This window comes from Streptomyces sp. NPDC048196, from assembly GCF_040652715.1.
Lineage (GTDB): Bacteria > Actinomycetota > Actinomycetes > Streptomycetales > Streptomycetaceae > Streptomyces > Streptomyces siderophoricus.
The window spans coordinates 44,929-63,152 of record NZ_JBEZMM010000038.1 but is presented as its reverse complement, the minus strand read 5'-3'; the positions used below and the strand labels follow the sequence as shown (position 1 = coordinate 63,152).

At 72.6% G+C, this 18,224-nt stretch carries 11 protein-coding genes; 7 read left to right on the top strand and 4 right to left on the bottom strand.

The window, feature by feature from the left end; genetic code table 11:
• The first annotated feature begins 31 nt into the window (after positions 1 to 31).
• Together AB0E02_RS28920 and AB0E02_RS28915 are read left to right on the top strand one after the other, a co-directional pair.
• Positions 32 to 3,901, top strand: a complete 3,870-nt coding sequence (locus AB0E02_RS28920) for an ABC transporter ATP-binding protein (protein ID WP_362144328.1) — start codon at positions 32 to 34, stop codon at positions 3,899 to 3,901.
• Between the two features lie 197 nt (positions 3,902 to 4,098).
• The gene (locus AB0E02_RS28915) at positions 4,099 to 5,520 is read left to right on the top strand and encodes a S28 family serine protease (RefSeq protein ID WP_362144325.1); all 1,422 of its coding nucleotides are present in this window, start codon (positions 4,099 to 4,101) and stop codon (positions 5,518 to 5,520) included.
• A gap of 84 nt (positions 5,521 to 5,604) precedes the next feature.
• On the opposite strand, the gene AB0E02_RS28910 is transcribed toward AB0E02_RS28915, so the two are convergent.
• From AB0E02_RS28910 to AB0E02_RS28900, 3 genes are all read right to left on the bottom strand, one after another.
• On the bottom strand, positions 5,605 to 7,431 hold the full coding sequence (locus AB0E02_RS28910; protein ID WP_362144323.1) for a glycoside hydrolase family 3 protein: 1,827 nt from the start codon (positions 7,429 to 7,431) through the stop codon (positions 5,605 to 5,607).
• A gap of 93 nt (positions 7,432 to 7,524) precedes the next feature.
• Positions 7,525 to 8,484, bottom strand: coding sequence for a sugar phosphate isomerase/epimerase (locus AB0E02_RS28905; RefSeq protein WP_362144354.1), 960 nt, complete (start codon positions 8,482 to 8,484; stop codon positions 7,525 to 7,527).
• A gap of 124 nt (positions 8,485 to 8,608) precedes the next feature.
• Positions 8,609 to 9,637 carry a helix-turn-helix domain-containing GNAT family N-acetyltransferase gene (locus AB0E02_RS28900; RefSeq protein ID WP_362144320.1) on the bottom strand — a complete coding sequence of 343 codons (1,029 nt, stop codon included), beginning with the start codon at positions 9,635 to 9,637 and terminating at the stop codon, positions 8,609 to 8,611.
• 226 nt (positions 9,638 to 9,863) lie between these two features.
• Between AB0E02_RS28900 and AB0E02_RS28895 the strand changes: the two genes are divergently transcribed.
• The 5 genes from AB0E02_RS28895 (at position 9,864) to AB0E02_RS28875 (ending at position 17,174) form a co-directional block, all read left to right on the top strand.
• On the top strand, positions 9,864 to 11,015 hold the full coding sequence (locus AB0E02_RS28895; protein ID WP_362144317.1) for a Gfo/Idh/MocA family oxidoreductase: 1,152 nt from the start codon (positions 9,864 to 9,866) through the stop codon (positions 11,013 to 11,015).
• Complete coding sequence (locus tag AB0E02_RS28890; protein WP_362144314.1) at positions 11,012 to 12,289, top strand: dihydrodipicolinate synthase family protein; 1,278 nt, start codon at positions 11,012 to 11,014, stop codon at positions 12,287 to 12,289. Before AB0E02_RS28895 ends, AB0E02_RS28890 begins: the two co-directional genes overlap by 4 nt.
• Positions 12,286 to 13,263, top strand: a complete 978-nt coding sequence (locus tag AB0E02_RS28885; protein ID WP_362144312.1) for a sugar phosphate isomerase/epimerase family protein — start codon at positions 12,286 to 12,288, stop codon at positions 13,261 to 13,263. Before AB0E02_RS28890 ends, AB0E02_RS28885 begins: the two co-directional genes overlap by 4 nt.
• A gap of 233 nt (positions 13,264 to 13,496) precedes the next feature.
• Positions 13,497 to 15,707, top strand: coding sequence for an ATP-dependent RecD-like DNA helicase (locus AB0E02_RS28880; protein ID WP_362144310.1), 2,211 nt, complete (start codon positions 13,497 to 13,499; stop codon positions 15,705 to 15,707).
• Between the two features lie 177 nt (positions 15,708 to 15,884).
• Positions 15,885 to 17,174 carry a citrate synthase gene (locus tag AB0E02_RS28875; protein WP_030415386.1) on the top strand — a complete coding sequence of 430 codons (1,290 nt, stop codon included), beginning with the start codon at positions 15,885 to 15,887 and terminating at the stop codon, positions 17,172 to 17,174.
• A gap of 690 nt (positions 17,175 to 17,864) precedes the next feature.
• Here the strand turns inward: AB0E02_RS28875 and AB0E02_RS28870 are convergent.
• On the bottom strand, positions 17,865 to 18,152 hold the full coding sequence (locus tag AB0E02_RS28870; protein ID WP_030415387.1) for a heavy-metal-associated domain-containing protein: 288 nt from the start codon (positions 18,150 to 18,152) through the stop codon (positions 17,865 to 17,867).
• Positions 18,153 to 18,224 lie beyond the last annotated feature (72 nt).

Genomic DNA, 18,224 nt, shown 5'->3' with positions numbered 1-18,224 from the left:
GCGGTAGACGTCGAGGCGCGGGAGGCACCGGGTGGCGGGGACGGACACGGACACGGATACGGCAGGGGCCGGCTGGGCACGGCGGTTGACCAGGGATTGCTGGCAGTACCGCAAGGACGTGCTGCTCGCCCTAGGGTCGTCGCTGGCCGGGATGGCGGTGATGGCGCTGGTCCCGCTCGTACCGAAGCTGATCATCGACGACGTCATCGTCAGCCACCGGCGGGCCCTCGCCCCCTGGGCGAGCCTGCTGATCGCCGCCGCCGTGGTCGTCTACGTCCTCACCTACCTCCGCCGCTTCTACGGCGGACGCCTCGCCCTGGACATCCAGCACGACCTGCGCACCCGTATGTACGGCGCGATATCCCGGCTCGACGGCCGCCGTCAGGACGAGCTGAGCACCGGGCAGGTCGTCGGCCGCGCCACCAGCGACCTCCAGCTGATCCAGAGCCTGCTGTTCATGCTTCCGATGATGATCGGAAGCGTTCTGCTCTTCGTGATCTCGCTGGTCGTGATGGCGGTGCTCTCCCCGCTGCTCACGGTCATCGCGCTGGCCGTCGCGCCCGCCCTGTGGTTCATCGCCAAGCGCAGCCGCTCCCGGCTCTTCCCCGCCACCTGGTACGCCCAGGGCCAGGCGGCCGCGGTCGCCGGGGTCGTGGACGGCGCGGTCTCCGGCGTCCGGGTCGTCAAGGGCTTCGGGCAGGAGGAGCAGGAGACCGGCAAGCTCCGCGAGGCCGGCCGCAAGCTGTTCGCCGGCCGGCTGCGCACGGTCCGCCTCAACGCCCGCTACACCCCCGCCCTGCAAGCCGTCCCCGCGCTCGGCCAGGTCGCGATGCTGGCCCTCGGCGGCTGGATGGCCACCCGCGGCCAGGTCACCCTCGGCACCTTCGTCGCGTTCTCCACCTACCTCGCGCAGCTGGTCGGACCGGTCCGGATGCTCGCGATGATGCTGACCGTCGGACAGCAGGCCCGGGCCGGCGTCGAGCGGGTCTACGAGCTCATCGACACCGAACCGGCGCTGACGGAACGGCCGGACGCCCATGAGCTGCCCGCCGACGCCCCCGCCACCGTCGAGTTCGACGAGGTCACCTTCGGCTACGGCACGGGCGACGGCGCCCGCCCGGTCCTCGACGGCTTCTCCCTGCGCATCGAGCCCGGCGAGACGGTCGCCGTGGTCGGCACGTCCGGCAGCGGCAAATCCACCGTCTCGCTGCTGCTGCCCCGCTTCTACGACGTCTCCGCCGGCCGCGTCCTGGTCGGCGGCCACGACGTCCGCGACCTCACCCTCGCCTCGCTGCGCGCCGCCATCGGCCTGGTCCCCGAGCACAGCTTCCTGTTCTCCGACTCGATCCGCGACAACATCGCCTACGGCAATCCGGGCGCCACCGACGCCGAGATCCGCGCGGCGGCCCGCGCCGCGCAGGCCGACGGCTTCATCTCCGAGCTCCCCCACGGCTACGACACCGAGGTCGGCGAGCAGGGGCTGACCCTCTCCGGCGGCCAGCGGCAGCGCATCGCCCTGGCCCGCGCGATCCTCACCGACCCCCGCCTGCTGGTCCTCGACGACGCCACCTCCGCCGTCGACGCCCGCGTCGAGCACGAGATCCACGAGGCGCTGCGCGGCGTCATGGCGGGCCGGACCACCCTGCTCATCGCGCACCGCGCCTCCACCCTGGCGCTCGCCGACCGGGTCGCCGTCCTCGACGGCGGGCGGCTGGTCGACGTCGGCACCCAGGAGGAGCTGGCGGAGCGATGTCCGCTCTACCGCGCGCTGCTGACCGACCCGGAGGAGCTGGGCGGCGTCGAGCGGGATCCGGCGGGCGAGCTGGCCGGCGCCTTCGACGGCGAATTCGCGGCGAGCGGGCTGCTGGAGTACGCGTACGCACCCGGTACCGACGTACCGGAGAGCGCCGGACCGGAGAGCGCAGAGCCGGCCGACGACACCGTCACCCCCGAGATCACCCCCGAGCTGTGGGTCCGCCGCGAACAGGACGCCGAGGCCGGCGCGGCCGGGGTGGTGCCCCGCGCGGCGGCCGCCACCGGCCCCGGAATGGCCGCCGCGACCGCCGGCCCCGCGACCCCCACCCTGCTCGACCAGGTCGCCGCGCTCCCGCCGGCCACAGACACCCCGGACATAGACGAGGACCGGGCCGTCCGCCCCGAGCGCTCCTACGGCCTGCGCCGGCTGCTGCACGGCTTCGGCGCCCCGCTGGCCGTCGCCCTGGCCCTGGTCGCCGTCGACGCCGTCGCCGGGCTGCTGCTGCCCGTCCTGATCCGGCAGGGCATCGACGAGGGCGTCCGCCGCGGGGTGCTGGCCGGTGTGTGGACGGCCGCGGTGCTCGCCCTCGTCGTGGTACTCGCCCAGTGGGCCGCCCAGTTCGGCGGCAACCGCATGACCGGCCGCACCGGCGAGCGGGTGCTGTACTCCCTCCGCCTGAAGATCTTCGCGCAGCTGCAGCGCCTCGGGCTCGACTACTACGAGCGCGAGCTGACCGGCAAGATCATGACCAGGATGACCACCGACATTGACGCCTTGTCGACATTCCTGCAGACCGGGCTGGTCACCGCCCTGGTCTCGATGCTGACCTTCTTCGGCATCCTCATCGCCCTGCTGGCCATCGACCTCCAGCTGGCCCTGGTCGTCTTCGCCACCCTCCCGCCCCTGGTCATCGGCACGTACTTCTTCCGCAAGCAGAGCGTCAAGGCGTACGAACTCGCCCGCGAGCGGATCAGCAGCGTCAACGCCGACCTCCAGGAGAGCGTCGCCGGCCTGCGGATCGTCCAGGCGTTCCGCCGTGAGCACAGCGGCGCCGCGCGGTTCGCGGCCCGCAGCGACGCCTACCGCCGGGCCCGGGTCCACGGCCAGTTCCTGATATCGATCTACTTCCCCTTCGTGCAGCTGCTGTCGTCCGTTGCGGCGGCGCTGGTCCTGATCGTCGGCGCCGACCGGGTGAGCGCGAACACCCTGACCGCCGGCGCGCTGGTCGCCTACCTGCTCTACATCGACCTGTTCTTCGCCCCCGTCCAGCAGCTCTCCCAGGTCTTCGACGGCTACCAGCAGGCGTCCGTCTCGCTGGGCCGCATCCAGGAACTGCTGCGCGAGCCGACTTCCACCCCCGTTGCCGAGCGCCCCCGGGAGGTGCCCGCGCTGCGCGGTGAGCTCACCTTCGACGACGTCCACTTCCGGTACGGCACGGGGGAGACCCCCGCGCTGGCCGGGGTCAGCCTCACCGTCCCCGCGGGCCAGACCGTGGCCTTCGTCGGCGAGACCGGCGCCGGCAAGTCCACCCTGGTCAAGCTGGTCGCGCGGTTCTACGACCCGACCTCGGGCGCGGTCCGCGTCGACGGCACCGACCTGCGCGAGCTGGACCTGACCGGCTACCGCCGCCGCCTCGGCGTCGTCCCCCAGGAGCCCTACCTCTTCGCCGGCACGGTCCGCGACGCCATCGCCTACGGCCGCCCCGACGCCACCGACGCCGAGGTCGAGGCCGCCGCCCGCGCCGTCGGCGCGCACGCCATGATCGCCACCCTGGAGGGCGGCTACCTCCACGAGGTCGCCGAACGCGGCCGCAACCTCTCCGCCGGCCAGCGCCAGCTGCTCGCGCTGGCCCGCGCCGAACTCGTCGACCCGGACGTGCTGTTGCTCGACGAGGCCACCGCCGCCCTCGACCTCGCCACCGAGGCCGTCGTCAACCAGGCCACCGACCGCCTCGTCGGCCGCCGCACCACCCTGGTCGTGGCGCACCGCCTGACCACCGCCGCCCGCGCCGACCGGGTCGTGGTCCTGGACCGCGGCCGAATAGCCGAGGACGGCAGCCACGACCAACTCCTCGCCCGCGACGGCCGCTACGCCGAGCTGTGGCGCACGTTCACCGGCGAGGGCGAGGAGGAGCTGGTGGCCTGACGCTCCGTACGCGGCGGCCGGTCCCGACGCGGCCCGGCCGCCGTACCCCCTGGGCCTCCGTGGCCCGGCCGCCGCCCTGCTCCCTTCCGCGCCCCCGCCGCCCGGCCGCCGGCCCCCGGACGGCCCCCGGGGGCTGGTGGTGCCCCCGGTGCGCAGATAGGTTCAGCCCGACCTTTGCAATCCCAAGGGGAGGGTGCATGCGCAAGGCCACCAGATGGCTGCTGTCGCTCGCCGTGCTCATAGGCACGGCCACAGCCGGCAGCGCCCAGGCGGGAGCGGCCACCGCCGCCGAGCCGACGACCAAGGACATCAAGGACCGGATCCTCGCGATACCGGGCATGAGCCTCGTCGAGGAGAAGCCGGTCGACGGCTACCGGTACTTCGTCCTGAACTACACCCAGCCGATCGACCACGAACACCCGTCCAAGGGGACCTTCCAGCAGCGACTGACCGTGCTGCACAAGTCCGTGGACCGCCCGACGGTGTTCTTCACCTCCGGCTACAACGTCAGCACCACGCCGTCCCGCAGCGAACCCACGAAGATCATCGACGGCAACCAGGTCTCCCTGGAATACCGGTACTTCACCCCGTCGCGGCCCACGCCCACCGACTGGAAGAAGCTCGACATCCGGCAGGCCGCCACCGACCAGCACCGCATCTTCCGGGCGCTGCACCGCATCTACGGCAAGAACTGGATCGCCACCGGCGGCAGCAAGGGCGGCATGACCGCCACCTACTACCGCCGCTTCTTCCCGCACGACATGAACGGCACCGTCGCCTACGTCGCGCCCAACGACGTCAACAACGACGAGGACTCCGCCTACGACCGGTTCTTCCAGCACGTCGGCACCGCCCAGTGCCGCGCCGACCTCGCCGCCGTCGAACGCGAGGCCCTGCTGCGCCGCGGGGAGATGGTCAAGCGCTTCCAGGACTGGGCCGCCAAGGAGAAGCAGACCTTCACGAACACCGGCAGCGCCGACCGGGCCTACGAAGTCATGGTCACGGACCTGGTGTTCGGGTTCTGGCAGTACCAGCCCGCCGAGACCGCCTGCGCCGAGATCCCCAAGCCCACCGCCTCCACGGACGAGCTGTGGAAGTGGATGGACAAGGTCGGCGGCTTCGACAGCTATACCGACCAGGGCATGGAGCCCTACCTGCCGTACTACTACCAGGCGGGCACCCAGCTCGGCGAGCCCGGCTACGGCTACCCGAACCTGGCCGGCCTGCTGAAGTACCCCGGCATCAACAACTCCCGCACCTTCGTGCCGAAGGACATCCCGATGCGCTTCGACAAGCGCGCGATGCCCGACGTCGACCGCTGGGTGCGCCACCACGCCCGGCGGATGATGTTCGTCAACGGCCAGTACGACCCGTGGAGTTCGGAGCACTTCGAGCTCGGCAAGGGCTCCCGTGACTCGTACGTCTTCACCGTGCCGGGCGGCAACCACGGCTCCAACATCGCCAAGCTGAAGGACGCCGACCGCACCAAGGCCACCGCCGAACTCCTCGCCTGGGCCGGTGTGCCGGCGCCCGCGGGCAGCACTCCGGCCCCGCTGGCCCCGGACAACAAGAAGCTGGACAAGCAGGAGACCCGCCGGATGCCGATGCTCCGCCCCTGACGGGCGGACCGGCTCACCGGCTGACGGGCCGACCGGCCGGCGCGCTCCCCGCGACCACGGGGAGCGCGCCGCACCCGCACCGGCTCAGTACGACAGGCCGTGCCCGATCTGGTACAGCGCCTTGTCCGGGACGTCGGCGCGCATTATCGCCACCGGCAGCCGGCCCACCGGATCCCGCCGCCCGGCGATCACCCGGGCCGCCGCCCGCAGCTCCACGTCCGTCCACGAATAGCTCGCCAGCGCCGCCTTGACGCCGGCCAGCTGCGCGATGTCGTACGGATTGCGCACCGCCAGCTGCACCACCGGCTTCCCGGTGGCCAGCAGTGCCTCGACCAGCTTCCGCTGCGACGAGCCGGCGGTCACGTTGTACGTGGCCACCACCACCGCGTCCCGCTCGCCCAGCGCCGCCACCGCCGCGTCGATCTGCGCGGACGTCGGCGACATGCCGGTCGACTGCGCGGTGGCCGTGAAACCCAGCTCGTCCAGGGCCCGCGCCAGGACCGTGGTCGGTGGGCCACCGGTGCCCGAGGGCGCGGCCGGGTCGACGCCCACCACCAGCACCCGCCGTTCCCGCCGGCGGGACAGCGGCAGCACCCCGGCGTCATTGCGCAGCAGCGTCGTCGTACGGTCCGCGATCCGGTCCGCGGCCGCCAGATGGCCCCGCGTCCCGACGACCCGGTCCACCTCGCCCCGGCTGGTGTACGGGTCGTCGAACAGCCCCCGCCGCTCCTTCAGCAGCAGGATCCGCAGCAGCTTCGCGTCGAGGTCGTGCTCGGACAGTTCCCCGTCCCGCAGTGCCGTCAGGACGGCGCCGTGCGCCACCGACAGGTCCGGCGGGTTCAGCAGCTGGTCCACACCGGCCTTCAGCGCGAGGACCGGCACCCGGGCGTCGCCGTACTTCTTCCGTACGCCCTCCATGCCCAGCGAGTCCGTCACCACCACCCCGTCGTAGCCGAGGCGTTCGCGCAGCAGGCCGGTGAGGATCGGCCGGGACAGCGTCGCCGGGTCCTCGCTCGCGTCGAACGCCGGCACGACGATGTGCGCCGTCATGATCGAGTCGATCCCGGCGGCGATCGCCGCCTTGAACGGCGGCGCGTCCAGCCGCTCCCACTCCTCGGCGGTGTGGTGGATGTACGGCAGCCCCACATGGCTGTCGGTATCGGTGTCGCCGTGGCCGGGGAAGTGCTTGGCGCAGGCGGCCACCCCGCCGTCCTGATAGCCCCTCACCTGCCCGCCGACCATACGGGCCACCGCCTGCGGATCGGCGCCGAAGGACCGTACTCCGATGACCGGGTTGGCCGGGTTGACGTTCACGTCCGCGTCCGGCGCGTAGTCCTGCCGGATGCCCATGGCGGCCAGCTCCTGCCCGGCGATCCGGCCCGCCGTACGGGCGTCGTCGCGGGAGCCGCCGGCGCCGAGCGCCATCGCGCCGGGGAACAGCGTCGCGGGCGCGCCGACCCGGGCCACTATGCCGTGCTCCTGGTCCGTGGAGATCAGCACCGGTACGGGCACGCGCTGGGCGGCCGCGGCCTTCTGGATGCCGTTGGACAGCTCGGCGATCTGGTGCGGCTCACGGGTGTTGTGCGCCCAGCCGAAGTAGATGATGCCGCCGACGTGGTACTTCGCGATCAGCTCCGCCGCGTTGGCGACCCCGATCTCCTTCTGGTTGGCGGCCACGTCGGCCGGGGCGGGGTCGGTCGCCGATTCGCCGTAGACCCGCATCACGAAGAGCTGGCCGACCTTCTCCTGTGGGGTCATCCGGGCGATCAGGCGGCGCAGCCGGTCCCGGGCGGCGGCATCGGGGGCGGGCCGGCGGCCGGTGACCGGCGCCGCCACGGCGGGCCCGGCACCCGCCGCACAGGCGGCGACGGCACCGGCCGCGGTGGTCAGAACGGTACGTCTGGAGTGCATCCGCGCTCCTTCCGGAGGGCTTCCTCGACCTCGTACAGGACTCGTTGAAGGAAACTTCCAAGGAGACACGGATAGCCGGAAAACTATTGTCGGTCAATCACTCCGGTCGGGGGTGCCGCCCTCCTCTTGCACGCCGGCCGGGGGTGTGGGAGGGACCGCGGGAGACACGCCGACGGCGTCGCCCGCCGCGGCACCGGCCGCCACCCCGTCGAGCAGCCACCGCAGATGCTCCCGGCCCGCGGCCAGCAACCCGGGCAGCTCGGGCGTCTCGGGGAACCAGCGCTTCTCGTACTCCCAGCACAGCCAGCCGCCCGCGCCCAGGCCGAAACCGCCCTCCGGCGCGGGCACCGGACCGTGCGCCGCCGCCGGCTCCGGACCGAGCGCGGCCAGCGCGGACGCCAGCGGCAGGGCGCCCGCACCGAGCGGCACCGGACGCGGATCCGCCGCCGACACCACGTCCTTGACCTGCACATAGCCCAGATACGGAGCAAGTGCCGCCCGGGTGTCGACGGGCCGCTCACCACCGCGCCAGGTGTGCAGCACGTCCCACAGCGCGCCGACGCTGCGGTGCCCGACCAGGCCCAGCACCCGCGCGGCGGCCGCGCCGGTGCCGTGCGAGTCATGGGTCTCCAGCAGCACCCGGACGCCCCGCTCGGCCGCGAGCGGCGCCACCGCGGCGAGCCGCCGGGCGGCATCCGCGTCCGCCTCCTCCGCCGGCCGCTCCCCGCCGCCGGGGAACACCCGCACATACGGCGCCCCCAGGTCCGCGGCGAGCAGCACCAGCTCGGACAGCTCGTGCGCCAGCTCCTCCTCGCCCGCCGCGTCCCGCTCGGCCGCGACCCGGGCGTATCCGGCGACGGAGAGGATCTCCACCCCGGCCGCCGCGAACTCCGCGCGCACCGCGGCCCGCTCCCGCGCCCCGATCAGCGGATGCACCGGCTCCTCCGGATGGGCCCGCAGCTCCACCCCCTGATAGCCGGCCCCGGCAGCCAGCCGCACCACGTCGGCGACCGGCATGCCCGGCACCCCGAGCGTGGAGAACGCCAGGCGCAAGGGCGGCGCCGCCGCCCGGCCCGGAGCCCCGGCCGGCGGGGTGCCGCCCGGCCCGCCCTCGTCGCCCGTGCCCTGCGTGCCGTCCGTTCCGGTCATGCCCGCGCTCCTCTCCTCCGTGGTCGTCCTACGTGCCCGCCCCGCGCAGCGACAGCCGCCAGTCCTGGCCGACCAGGTCCTGCCCGAAGCTGTGGTGCGGCGTCTCCGAGACCAGCTCGAAGCCGGCCCGCCGGTAGATCCGGCGGGCCGCGCCGAGGACGGAATTCGTCCACAGCACCATCTCCTCGTACCCGGCGTCCCGCGCGAAATCGACACAGGCGCCGACGAGTTGCCGCCCGAGGCCGTGGCCCCGCGCGGACGGCTCCACCAGCAGCAGCCGCAACCGGGCCACGCCCGGCCGGCCGTCCCGTACGCACATCACCGCACCGGCCCTGGCGCCGTCCAGCTCCGCCACCCAGGTGCGGTCCCACCGCGGGTCGAACGCCTCGGCGTACTCCGCGACGATCCGGGCGACCAGCGCCTCGTAGCTCAGGTCGAAGCCGTACTCGGCGGCGTAGAGCGCGGCGTTCCGCTCGACCATCCAGCCGAGGTCACCGGGGCGGGCGGTGCGCAGGGTGACCGTGGGGGAGGAGGCCGGAGGTGCCTCGCCGGTGGCCGCCGGGTCGTCGCCGAGCAGGGCGCGGATGGTCCGCATCGCGTCCGCCAGGCGGGCCCGGTCCGCCGCCGGAAGGTGCCGGAGCAGGGAGCCCGCGGCCTCCTGGGAGCGCTCCTCCAGCAGCCCGGCCGCCTCCCGGCCGTTCCCGGTGAGCGTGATCCGCTGGCGGCGCGGGTCCTGCGCGGACCTGCCGCGGCTGATCAGCTCCCGCTCCTCGAACTTGCCGAGCAGCCGGCTGAGATACCCGGCGTCCAGGGACAGCGAGGCACGCAGATCCGCCGCATCCACCCGCTCCTGGTGGGCGAGTTCGTAGAGCACCCGCGCCTCGGTGAGGGTGAACGGGGTGTAGAGGTGCCGACCGTAGTCGAGCGCGCCTATCAGGTTGGTGTAGAAGCGGTTGAACCTGCGCAGCTCACGGACGTCGGCGCCGGGATCGGACGCCGCGGCGTCGCCCTCCGGCGCGCTGCCGGACCGGGCGTTGGAGGGTGCTTCGGTTGTCATCGTGGACCACCTCACCGTTGACTGAGTCAAGGGTAACGACCGGAGCCGCTCCGCGCACCACCAATGCGCCGGCAGCCTGGCCGGCCCGTCCGGCGGCCGTCCCCCGCGGCCGCCGCGATGCCACCATGGAACGCGCTTGCTCCACCTCCGTTCCCGCTGCACCACGCCGCTGCTCCACCCGCCACCGAGGAAGCCGCCCCCGCACCAGGGGGAGAGAGGCCGGGCCGTGACACGCAGGACCGTACGCATCGCCATGAACGGCGTGACCGGGCGCATGGGCTACCGCCAGCACCTGGTCCGCTCCCTCCTCGCCCTGCGTGACCAGGGCGGACTCCCCCTGGACGACGGCACGGTCATCTGGCCGGAGCCGGTGCTGGTCGGCCGCTCCCCGCAGAAGCTGCGCGCCCTGGCCGAGCGGCACGGCCTGCCCGAGTGGTCCTGCGACCTCGACGCCGTACTGGCCGACGACACCGTCGAGATCTACTTCGACGCCCAGGTCACCGCCGCCCGCGAGGAGGCCGTGCAGAAAGCGATCGCGGCCGGCAAGCACCTCTACGTCGAGAAGCCCACCGCGAGCAGCCTCGCCGGCGCCCTCGAACTCGCCCGGCTCGCCCAGGAGGCCGGCGTCAAGAACGGCGTCGTCCAGGACAAGCTCTTCCTCCCCGGCCTGCGCAAACTCCGCCGCCTCGTCGAGGGCGGCTTCTTCGGCCGGATCCTGTCCGTACGCGGCGAGTTCGGCTACTGGGTCTTCGAGGGCGACCGGCAGCCGGCCCAGCGCCCCTCCTGGAACTACCGGGCCGAGGACGGCGGCGGCATCGCGGCCGACATGTTCCCGCACTGGGAGTACGTCCTGCACGAACTCTTCGGCCCGGTCCGCACCGTCCAGGCGCAGCTGACCACCCACCTCCCGCGCCGCTGGGACGAGTCCGGCACGCCGTACGACGCCACCGCCGACGACGCCGCCTACGCCGTGTTCCAACTGGCCGGCGGCATCGTCGCGCAGCTCAACTCCTCCTGGGCGGTCCGGGTGCACCGCGACGAACTCGTGGAGTTCCAGGTGGACGGCACCGAGGGCTCCGCCGTCGCCGGGCTGCGCGGCTGCCGGGTGCAGCACCGCTCCGTCACCCCCCGACCCGTCTGGAACCCCGACCTCCCGGTGGCCGAACCGTTCCGCGCGCAGTGGCAGGAGGTCCCCGACAACGCCGACTTCGACAACGGCTTCAAGGCGCAGTGGGAGCTCTTCCTGCGCCATGTCGTCCGCGACGGGCCCTGGCGCTGGGACCTGGCGGCCGGCGCCCGCGGCGTCCAGCTCGCCGAACTGGGCGCCCGGTCCTCCGCGGAGGGCCGCCGCCTGGACGTCCCGGAGTTGGACCGGTGACCGCCCGGACACCCGGCGGCGCCGCCTCCACATCCGGGCCCGCGGCCGCCCCGGCGCCCGGAACCCGCTCCCCGTTGCGGTCCCGCACCGTCTTCGCCGCCGCCCACGTCGTCGCCGATCCGTACGCCGACACCAGCCCGGACGGGCCGGCCGCCCTCGACTGGGACGCCACCCTCGCCTTCCGCCACCACCTCTGGTCGCACGGCCTGGGCGTGGCCGAGGCGATGGACACCGCGCAGCGCGGGACGGGCCTGGACTGGCCCGTCGCCGCCGAACTGATCCGCCGCTCCGGCGCCGAGGCCCGCGCGGCCGGCGGCCGGCTGGTCTGCGGCGCCGGCACCGACCAGATCACCGCCGGATCGCTCGCCGTGATCCGGGCCGCCTACGAGGAGCAGCTCGCGGTCGTCGAGGCGGCCGGTGCGCAGGCCGTCCTGATGGCCTCCCGCGCGCTCGCCGCCGCGGCCCGCAGCCCCGAGGACTACCTCGACGTCTACGGCCACCTCCTCCGCCAGGCCGCCCAACCGGTCGTCCTGCACTGGCTGGGCCCGATGTTCGACCCGGCGCTCGCGGGCTACTGGGGATCCGCCGACCTGGACGCGGCCACCGCCACCCTCCTCGCGGTCATCGCCGCCCACCCCGGCAAGGTCGACGGCGTCAAGATCTCCTTGCTGGACGCCCCACGGGAGCGCGCACTGCGCCGCCGCCTGCCGCCGGGAGTGCGCTGCTACACCGGTGACGACTTCCACTACCCCGAACTGATCGCGGGCGACGAGCAGGGCTTCAGTCACGCCCTGCTCGGCGTCTTCGACCCGCTGGCCCCCTTGGCGGCCGAGGCCGTCCGCCATCTCGACACCGGCGACCCGGCCGGCTTCCGCGAACTCCTCGACCCCACCGTCACGTTGGCCCGCCACCTCTTCCAGGAACCCACCCGCCACTACAAGACCGGCGTCGTCCTGCTGGCCTGGCTGGCGGGCCACCAGTCGCACTTCACCATGGTCGGCGGCCTCCAGTCGGCCCGCTCGCTGCCCCATCTGCAACGCGCCCACGAACTCGCCGCCGCACTCGGCCTGTTCCCGGACCCTGACCTCGCCGCCCACCGGATGCGCCGCCTGCTGTCCGTACACGGGGCCGAGGACGCCTTCCCGGTCCCGGCCCCGGCTCCGGGCGCGGGCGCGGCCCAGGGCGAGGCGCCGGCCCAGGCCCCGGCCTCGGGCGCGGGCGCAGGCGCGGCCCCGGCATCGGGCGCAGCGGAGCACCCGGGAGCCCCCGCATGACCGACGACCTCACCGGCCCCACGGACCTCACCGGCCCCACCGACCTCACCGTCCCTGCCGACGTCACCACCCCCACCGACCTCACCCACACCACCGATCTCTCCCGCCTGAGCCTCAATCAGGAGACCCTCCGCCAGTGGTCGCTGCCCGAACTCGCCGACGGCTGCGTACGGGCCGGCGTCCCGGCGGTCGGGCTGTGGCGCGCGCCCGTGCGGGCGTACGGCGTGGCCGCGGCCGCCCGGCTGGTCCGCGCGGCCGGGCTGCGGGTCAGCAGCCTGTGCCGGGGCGGGTTCCTCACCGCGCTCGACCCCGGTGAGCGGGCGGCGGCCCTGGACGACAACCGGGCGGCGGTCGACGAGGCCGCCACCCTGGGGACGGACACCCTGGTGCTGGTCTCGGGCGGGCTGCCGGCCGGCAGCCGGGACCTGCCCGGCGCCCGGGAGCGGATCGCGGACGCCCTGGGGGAGTTGGCGCCGTACGCCGCGGAACGGGGCGTACGGCTGGCGATCGAACCGCTGCACCCGATGTACGCGGCGGACCGGTGCGTGGTCTCCACCCTCGCCCAGGCGCTGGACCTCGCCGAGCGGTTTCCCGCGGACCGGGTCGGGGTGGTCGTGGACACTTACCACCTGTGGTGGGACGACACGGCCGGGGCGCAGATCGACCGGGCCGGGGCCGCCGCCCGCATCGCCGCCTTCCAACTGGCCGACTGGGTCACCCCGCTCCCGGAGGGCGTCCTGCTGGGCCGCGGGCAGTTGGGGGACGGTGTGGTGGACCTGCGCTGGTTCCGGGAGCGCGTCGAGGCGGCCGGCTACCGGGGGCCGATCGAGGTGGAGATCTTCAGCCCGGCGCTGTGGGCCCGCGACGGCACCGAGGCGCTGGCCGAGATCGTGGACCGTTTCCGCCGGCACGTCGCCGCCCGGCCGGAGCCCGGACCGCCGGCGCCAGGTGAACGGAATTCGTACAAGGGGTGACGGGCAAATAACTCTGCGGATGCGCGCAACCGTTCACGGCCGGCGGAAGTCATAGCTGTCGCTGGCCCAGGAGGGGGAGGGATCCGGGGGGATCCGGGGCCGGCACGGGAGGGGGAATCGAGGGGCCCGGCCTGGGGGGACGGGCCCCTCGACGGTGCGCACGCCGGTGCGCACGACGGTCGGCGGACACTCCGGCCCGGCGCGCTGTCAGACCCCGGCGGTACCGTCGGGGCATGGTCAACACAGCCGTGGTGGAAGGGGTCCTGGAGCGGATCACGTACGCCAACGAGGAGAACGGCTACACCGTCGCCCGGGTCGACACCGGCCGCGGCGCGGGCGATCTGCTGACCGTCGTCGGGGCGCTGCTCGGTGCGCAGGTGGGGGAGTCCCTCCGGATGGAGGGCCGCTGGGGCTCGCACCCGCAGTACGGCAAGCAGTTCACGTGCGAGAACTACACCACGGTGCTGCCCGCCACCGTCCAGGGCATCCGCCGCTACCTCGGCTCCGGTCTGGTCAAGGGCATCGGCCCGGTCTTCGCCGACCGCATCACCCAGCACTTCGGCGTGGACACCCTCGACATCATCGAGCGCGAGCCGCAGCGCCTCATCGAGGTCCCGGGCCTCGGCCCCAAGCGCACCAAGAAGATCGCCGACGCCTGGGAGGAGCAGAAGGCCATCAAGGAGGTCATGGTCTTCCTCCAGGGCGTCGGGGTCTCCACGTCCATCGCCGTGCGGATCTACAAGAAGTACGGCGACGCCTCGATCTCCGTCGTCCGCAACCAGCCCTACCGGCTCGCCGCCGACGTCTGGGGCATCGGCTTCCTGACCGCCGACCGCATCGCGCAGTCCGTCGGGATCCCGCACGACAGCCCGGACCGGGTCAAGGCCGGCCTGCAGTACGCCCTGTCGCAGTCCACGGACCAGGGCCACTGCTTCCTGCCCGAGGAGCAACTGCTCGCCGACGCGGTGAAGTTGCTCCAGGTGGACACCGGCCTGGTGATCGACTGCCTGGGCGAGCTGGCCGCGGAGCCGGAGGGCGTGGTGCGCGAGAAGGTGCCCGCCGGGGAGGACGGCGCGGAGGTCACCGCCGTCTATCTGGTGCCGTTCCACCGCGCGGAGATCTCGCTCGCCGGGCGGCTGACCCGGCTGCTGCGCACGGACGAGGACCGGATGCCGGCGTTCCGCGACGTCGCCTGGGACAAGGCGCTGGCCTGGCTGGCCCGCCGTACGGGCGCCGAGCTGGCCCCCGAGCAGCAGGAGGCGGTGCGGCTGGCGCTGACCCAGAAGGTCGCGGTGCTCACCGGCGGCCCGGGCTGCGGCAAGTCCTTCACGGTCCGCTCGGTCGTCGAGCTGGCCCGCGCCAAGAAGGCCACGGTCGTGCTGGCCGCGCCCACGGGCCGGGCCGCCAAGCGGCTGTCGGAGCTGACCGGCGCGGAGGCCTCCACGGTCCACCGTCTCCTGGAGCTCAAGCCCGGCGGGGACGCCGCCTACGACGCGGACCGGCCGCTGGACGCCGATCTGGTGGTCGTCGACGAGGCGTCCATGCTGGACCTGCTGCTGGCCAACAAGCTCGTCAAGGCGGTCCCGCCGGGCGCCCACCTGCTCCTGGTGGGCGACGTCGACCAGCTGCCGTCCGTAGGGGCCGGTGAGGTGCTGCGGGACCTGCTGGCCCCCTCCGGCCCCGTGCCGGCCGTGCGGCTGACCCGGATCTTCCGGCAGGCCCAGCAGTCCGGCGTGGTCACCAACGCCCACCGCATCAATTCCGGCGTCCCGCCGCTGACCACCGGGCTGGCCGATTTCTTCCTCTTCGCGGAGGAGGACAATGAGGAGGCCGGGCGGCTCGCCGTGGACGTCGCGGCCCGCCGGATCCCGGCGAAGTTCGGTCTCGACCCGCGCCGGGACGTCCAGGTGCTGACCCCGATGCACCGCGGCCCGGCCGGAGCGGGCGCCCTGAACGGCCTGCTCCAGCAGGCCATCACCCCCGCCCGCCCCGACCTGCCCGAGCGGCGCTTCGGCGGCCGGGTCTTCCGGGTGGGCGACAAGGTCACCCAGATCAGGAACAACTACGAAAAGGGCCGCAACGGCGTCTTCAACGGCACGGTGGGCGTGGTCACCGCCCTGGACGAGGTCGAGCAGCGGCTGACGGTCCGCACCGACGAGGACGAGGAGGTTCCGTACGACTTCGACGAACTCGACGAACTCGCCCACGCCTATGCGGTGACGATCCATCGCTCGCAGGGTAGTGAGTATCCAGCGGTGGTGATTCCGGTCACCACCAGCGCCTGGATGATGCTGCAGCGCAATCTGCTGTATACCGCCGTCACCCGGGCAAAGCGCTTGGTGGTGCTGGTCGGCTCCCGCAAGGCCCTGGGGCAGGCCGTCCGCACGGTTTCCGCCGGTCGGCGGGGTACGGCGCTGGCTCACCGGCTCGCCGGGGCGATGTGATGTCACTCCTCTTTCCCAATCGGGGCGAACGGGAGCAGGATGGGACACTGGCGCGGCACTGAGTGCCGTAATGAGGCCCTATGGCCGACCCCGAGTGCACAACCAAGGTCCAAATGGGGGAAGGTATAGGCAGTCAGGGCACCTCGAAGAAGAGGCACAACGTCGGTGAGGGATGACGTGAGCGACAACTCTGTAGTACTGCGTTACGGGGACGGCGAATACAGCTACCCGGTCGTCGACAGCACTGTCGGCGACAAGGGCTTCGATATCTCGAAGCTGCGCGCCCAGACCGGTCTGGTGACCCTGGATTCCGGTTACGGCAACACCGCGGCGTACAAATCCGCGATCACCTATCTCGATGGTGAGCAGGGAATTCTTCGTTACCGCGGGTATCCGATCGAGCAGCTCGCAGAGCGCAGCACGTTCGTCGAGACCGCATACCTCCTGATCAACGGTGAGCTGCCCACCGTCGACCAGCTGTCGGCCTTCAAGCAGGACATCACCTACCACACCCTGCTCCACGAGGACGTCAAGCGCTTCTACGACGGCTTCCCTCGGGACGCGCACCCGATGGCGATGCTGTCCTCGGTGGTCAGCGCGCTGTCGACCTTCTACCAGGACAGCCACAACCCGTTCGACGAGCAGCAGCGCCACATCTCCACGATCCGCCTGCTGGCCAAGCTCCCGACGATCGCGGCCTACGCCTACAAGAAGTCGGTCGGCCACCCGGTCGTCTACCCGAGCAACGACCTCGGTTACGTCGAGAACTTCCTGCGGATGACCTTCTCGGTGCCCGCCGCCGACTACGAGCTGGACCCGGTCGTCGTCAGCGCCCTGGACAAGCTGCTGATCCTGCACGCCGACCACGAGCAGAACTGCTCGACCTCCACGGTCCGCCTGGTCGGCTCCTCGCAGGCGAACCTCTTCGCCTCGATCTCCGCCGGCATCAACGCCCTGTGGGGCCCCCTGCACGGCGGCGCCAACCAGTCCGTGCTGGAGATGCTGGAGCGCATCCAGCGCGACGGCGGCGACGTCGACGCCTTCATCCGCAAGGTGAAGAACAAGGAAGACGGTGTGAAGCTCATGGGCTTCGGGCACCGCGTCTACAAGAACTTCGACCCCCGGGCGAAGATCATCAAGGCGGCGGCGCACGACGTCCTCTCCGCGCTCGGCAAGTCCGACGAGCTGCTGGACATCGCCCTGAAGCTGGAGGAGCACGCGCTCTCCGACGACTACTTCGTCTCGCGCAAGCTCTACCCCAACGTCGACTTCTACACCGGCCTGATCTACCGGGCCATGGGCTTCCCGACCGAGATGTTCACGGTGCTCTTCGCGCTCGGCCGGCTCCCCGGCTGGATCGCCCAGTGGCACGAGATGATCAAGGAGCCGGGCTCCCGCATCGGCCGCCCGCGCCAGATCTACACCGGTGTCATCGAGCGCGACTTCGTCCCGGTCGAGCAGCGCTGACGCTTGGGCCTGCTCTCGGGCGGCCCGGGCGAGTGAGCCGAAGGGGCGCGCCTGTGTCGAGCGGTTGAGCGCGCGCCGGCCCCGACGATGGAGGGGCTGAGCGCGGTCGACCGCTCGACACAGGCTTCTGCGCCCCGGAGGTGAACCGAGCCCCCAACAGTGCAGAACCAAGCCCCAAAAGCAGGAAGCGCCCCGCCTCCGGATCCCCCCACGGGTCCAGAGTGCGGGGCGCCTCCCTTGTCCCGGTTGGATTCCCCCCACGGGATCCGTCCGGGCGTTCCGGGTTGCACCGCGCTCCGCCGGGACGCGCACATCGGGAGGGCCGCTCAAAGCTCCCCGGGCACGTCGCCCCGGCCACGCGTAGCCGTGGCACGGTCCCCCAAGACCGACACGGCTGGTGCAGTGCAAGTCCCGCCGGGGTGCTTGCACTGCCCGGTTAGACTCGCGACCCCCCTCAATGGTTACGTTCCGATGAGTGTGATCTGGGTCTCTTGCCATATGGGGGCGAATACGGTCAAGGCCCTCGATCTGGAGATCGGGGCCCTGGGGTATGGGTGTTGCGTCCCGGAGTGTGGACGTTGTGTCAACTGTAGGGATTATGTGAAGGTTTGAATGGTTACGCGCGACGGCGCGGGCCGCACCCCGAAGGGCGGCGACCCGCACCCGTACGCACGGACCGGCGAACCGTAATCAGGCCGCCCGGCCCACCAGCTCGTAACCCGCCTCGTCGACGGCCGCCCGTACCGCCTCCTCGTCCAGCGGCGCCTTCGAGGTGACCGTCACCAGTCCGGTCGCCGCGACCGCCTGCACCGCGCTCACGCCCGGGATCTCCGAGATCTCCGACGACACCGCGCCCTCGCAGTGCCCACAGGTCATGCCGGTGACCTGGTACGTCGTGGTCACCGCGGCGCCCTCGACGTCGGCGGTGCCGGAGTGGCAGGAGCCTTCCGGGGTGCAGCAGGAGCTGTTCTCAGTCATGGGTTCTCCTCGTGGGGCAGATGATCCGGGCTTCTGTCCGAGCTTCGACCAACCTTGGTCACCTTATACCCC

What these genes read in the sequence shown, in the direction of transcription:
- AB0E02_RS28915 (WP_362144325.1), top strand. Translation starts at nt 4,099, where the DNA reads ATGCGCAAGGCCACCAGATGGCTGCTGTCGCTCGCCGTGCTCATAGGC.
- AB0E02_RS28910 (WP_362144323.1), bottom strand. Translation starts at nt 7,431, where the DNA reads ATGCACTCCAGACGTACCGTTCTGACCACCGCGGCCGGTGCCGTCGCC.
- AB0E02_RS28900 (WP_362144320.1), bottom strand. Translation starts at nt 9,637, where the DNA reads ATGACAACCGAAGCACCCTCCAACGCCCGGTCCGGCAGCGCGCCGGAG.
- AB0E02_RS28885 (WP_362144312.1), top strand. Translation starts at nt 12,286, where the DNA reads ATGACCGACGACCTCACCGGCCCCACGGACCTCACCGGCCCCACCGAC.
- AB0E02_RS28880 (WP_362144310.1), top strand. Translation starts at nt 13,497, where the DNA reads ATGGTCAACACAGCCGTGGTGGAAGGGGTCCTGGAGCGGATCACGTAC.
- AB0E02_RS28870 (WP_030415387.1), bottom strand. Translation starts at nt 18,152, where the DNA reads ATGACTGAGAACAGCTCCTGCTGCACCCCGGAAGGCTCCTGCCACTCC.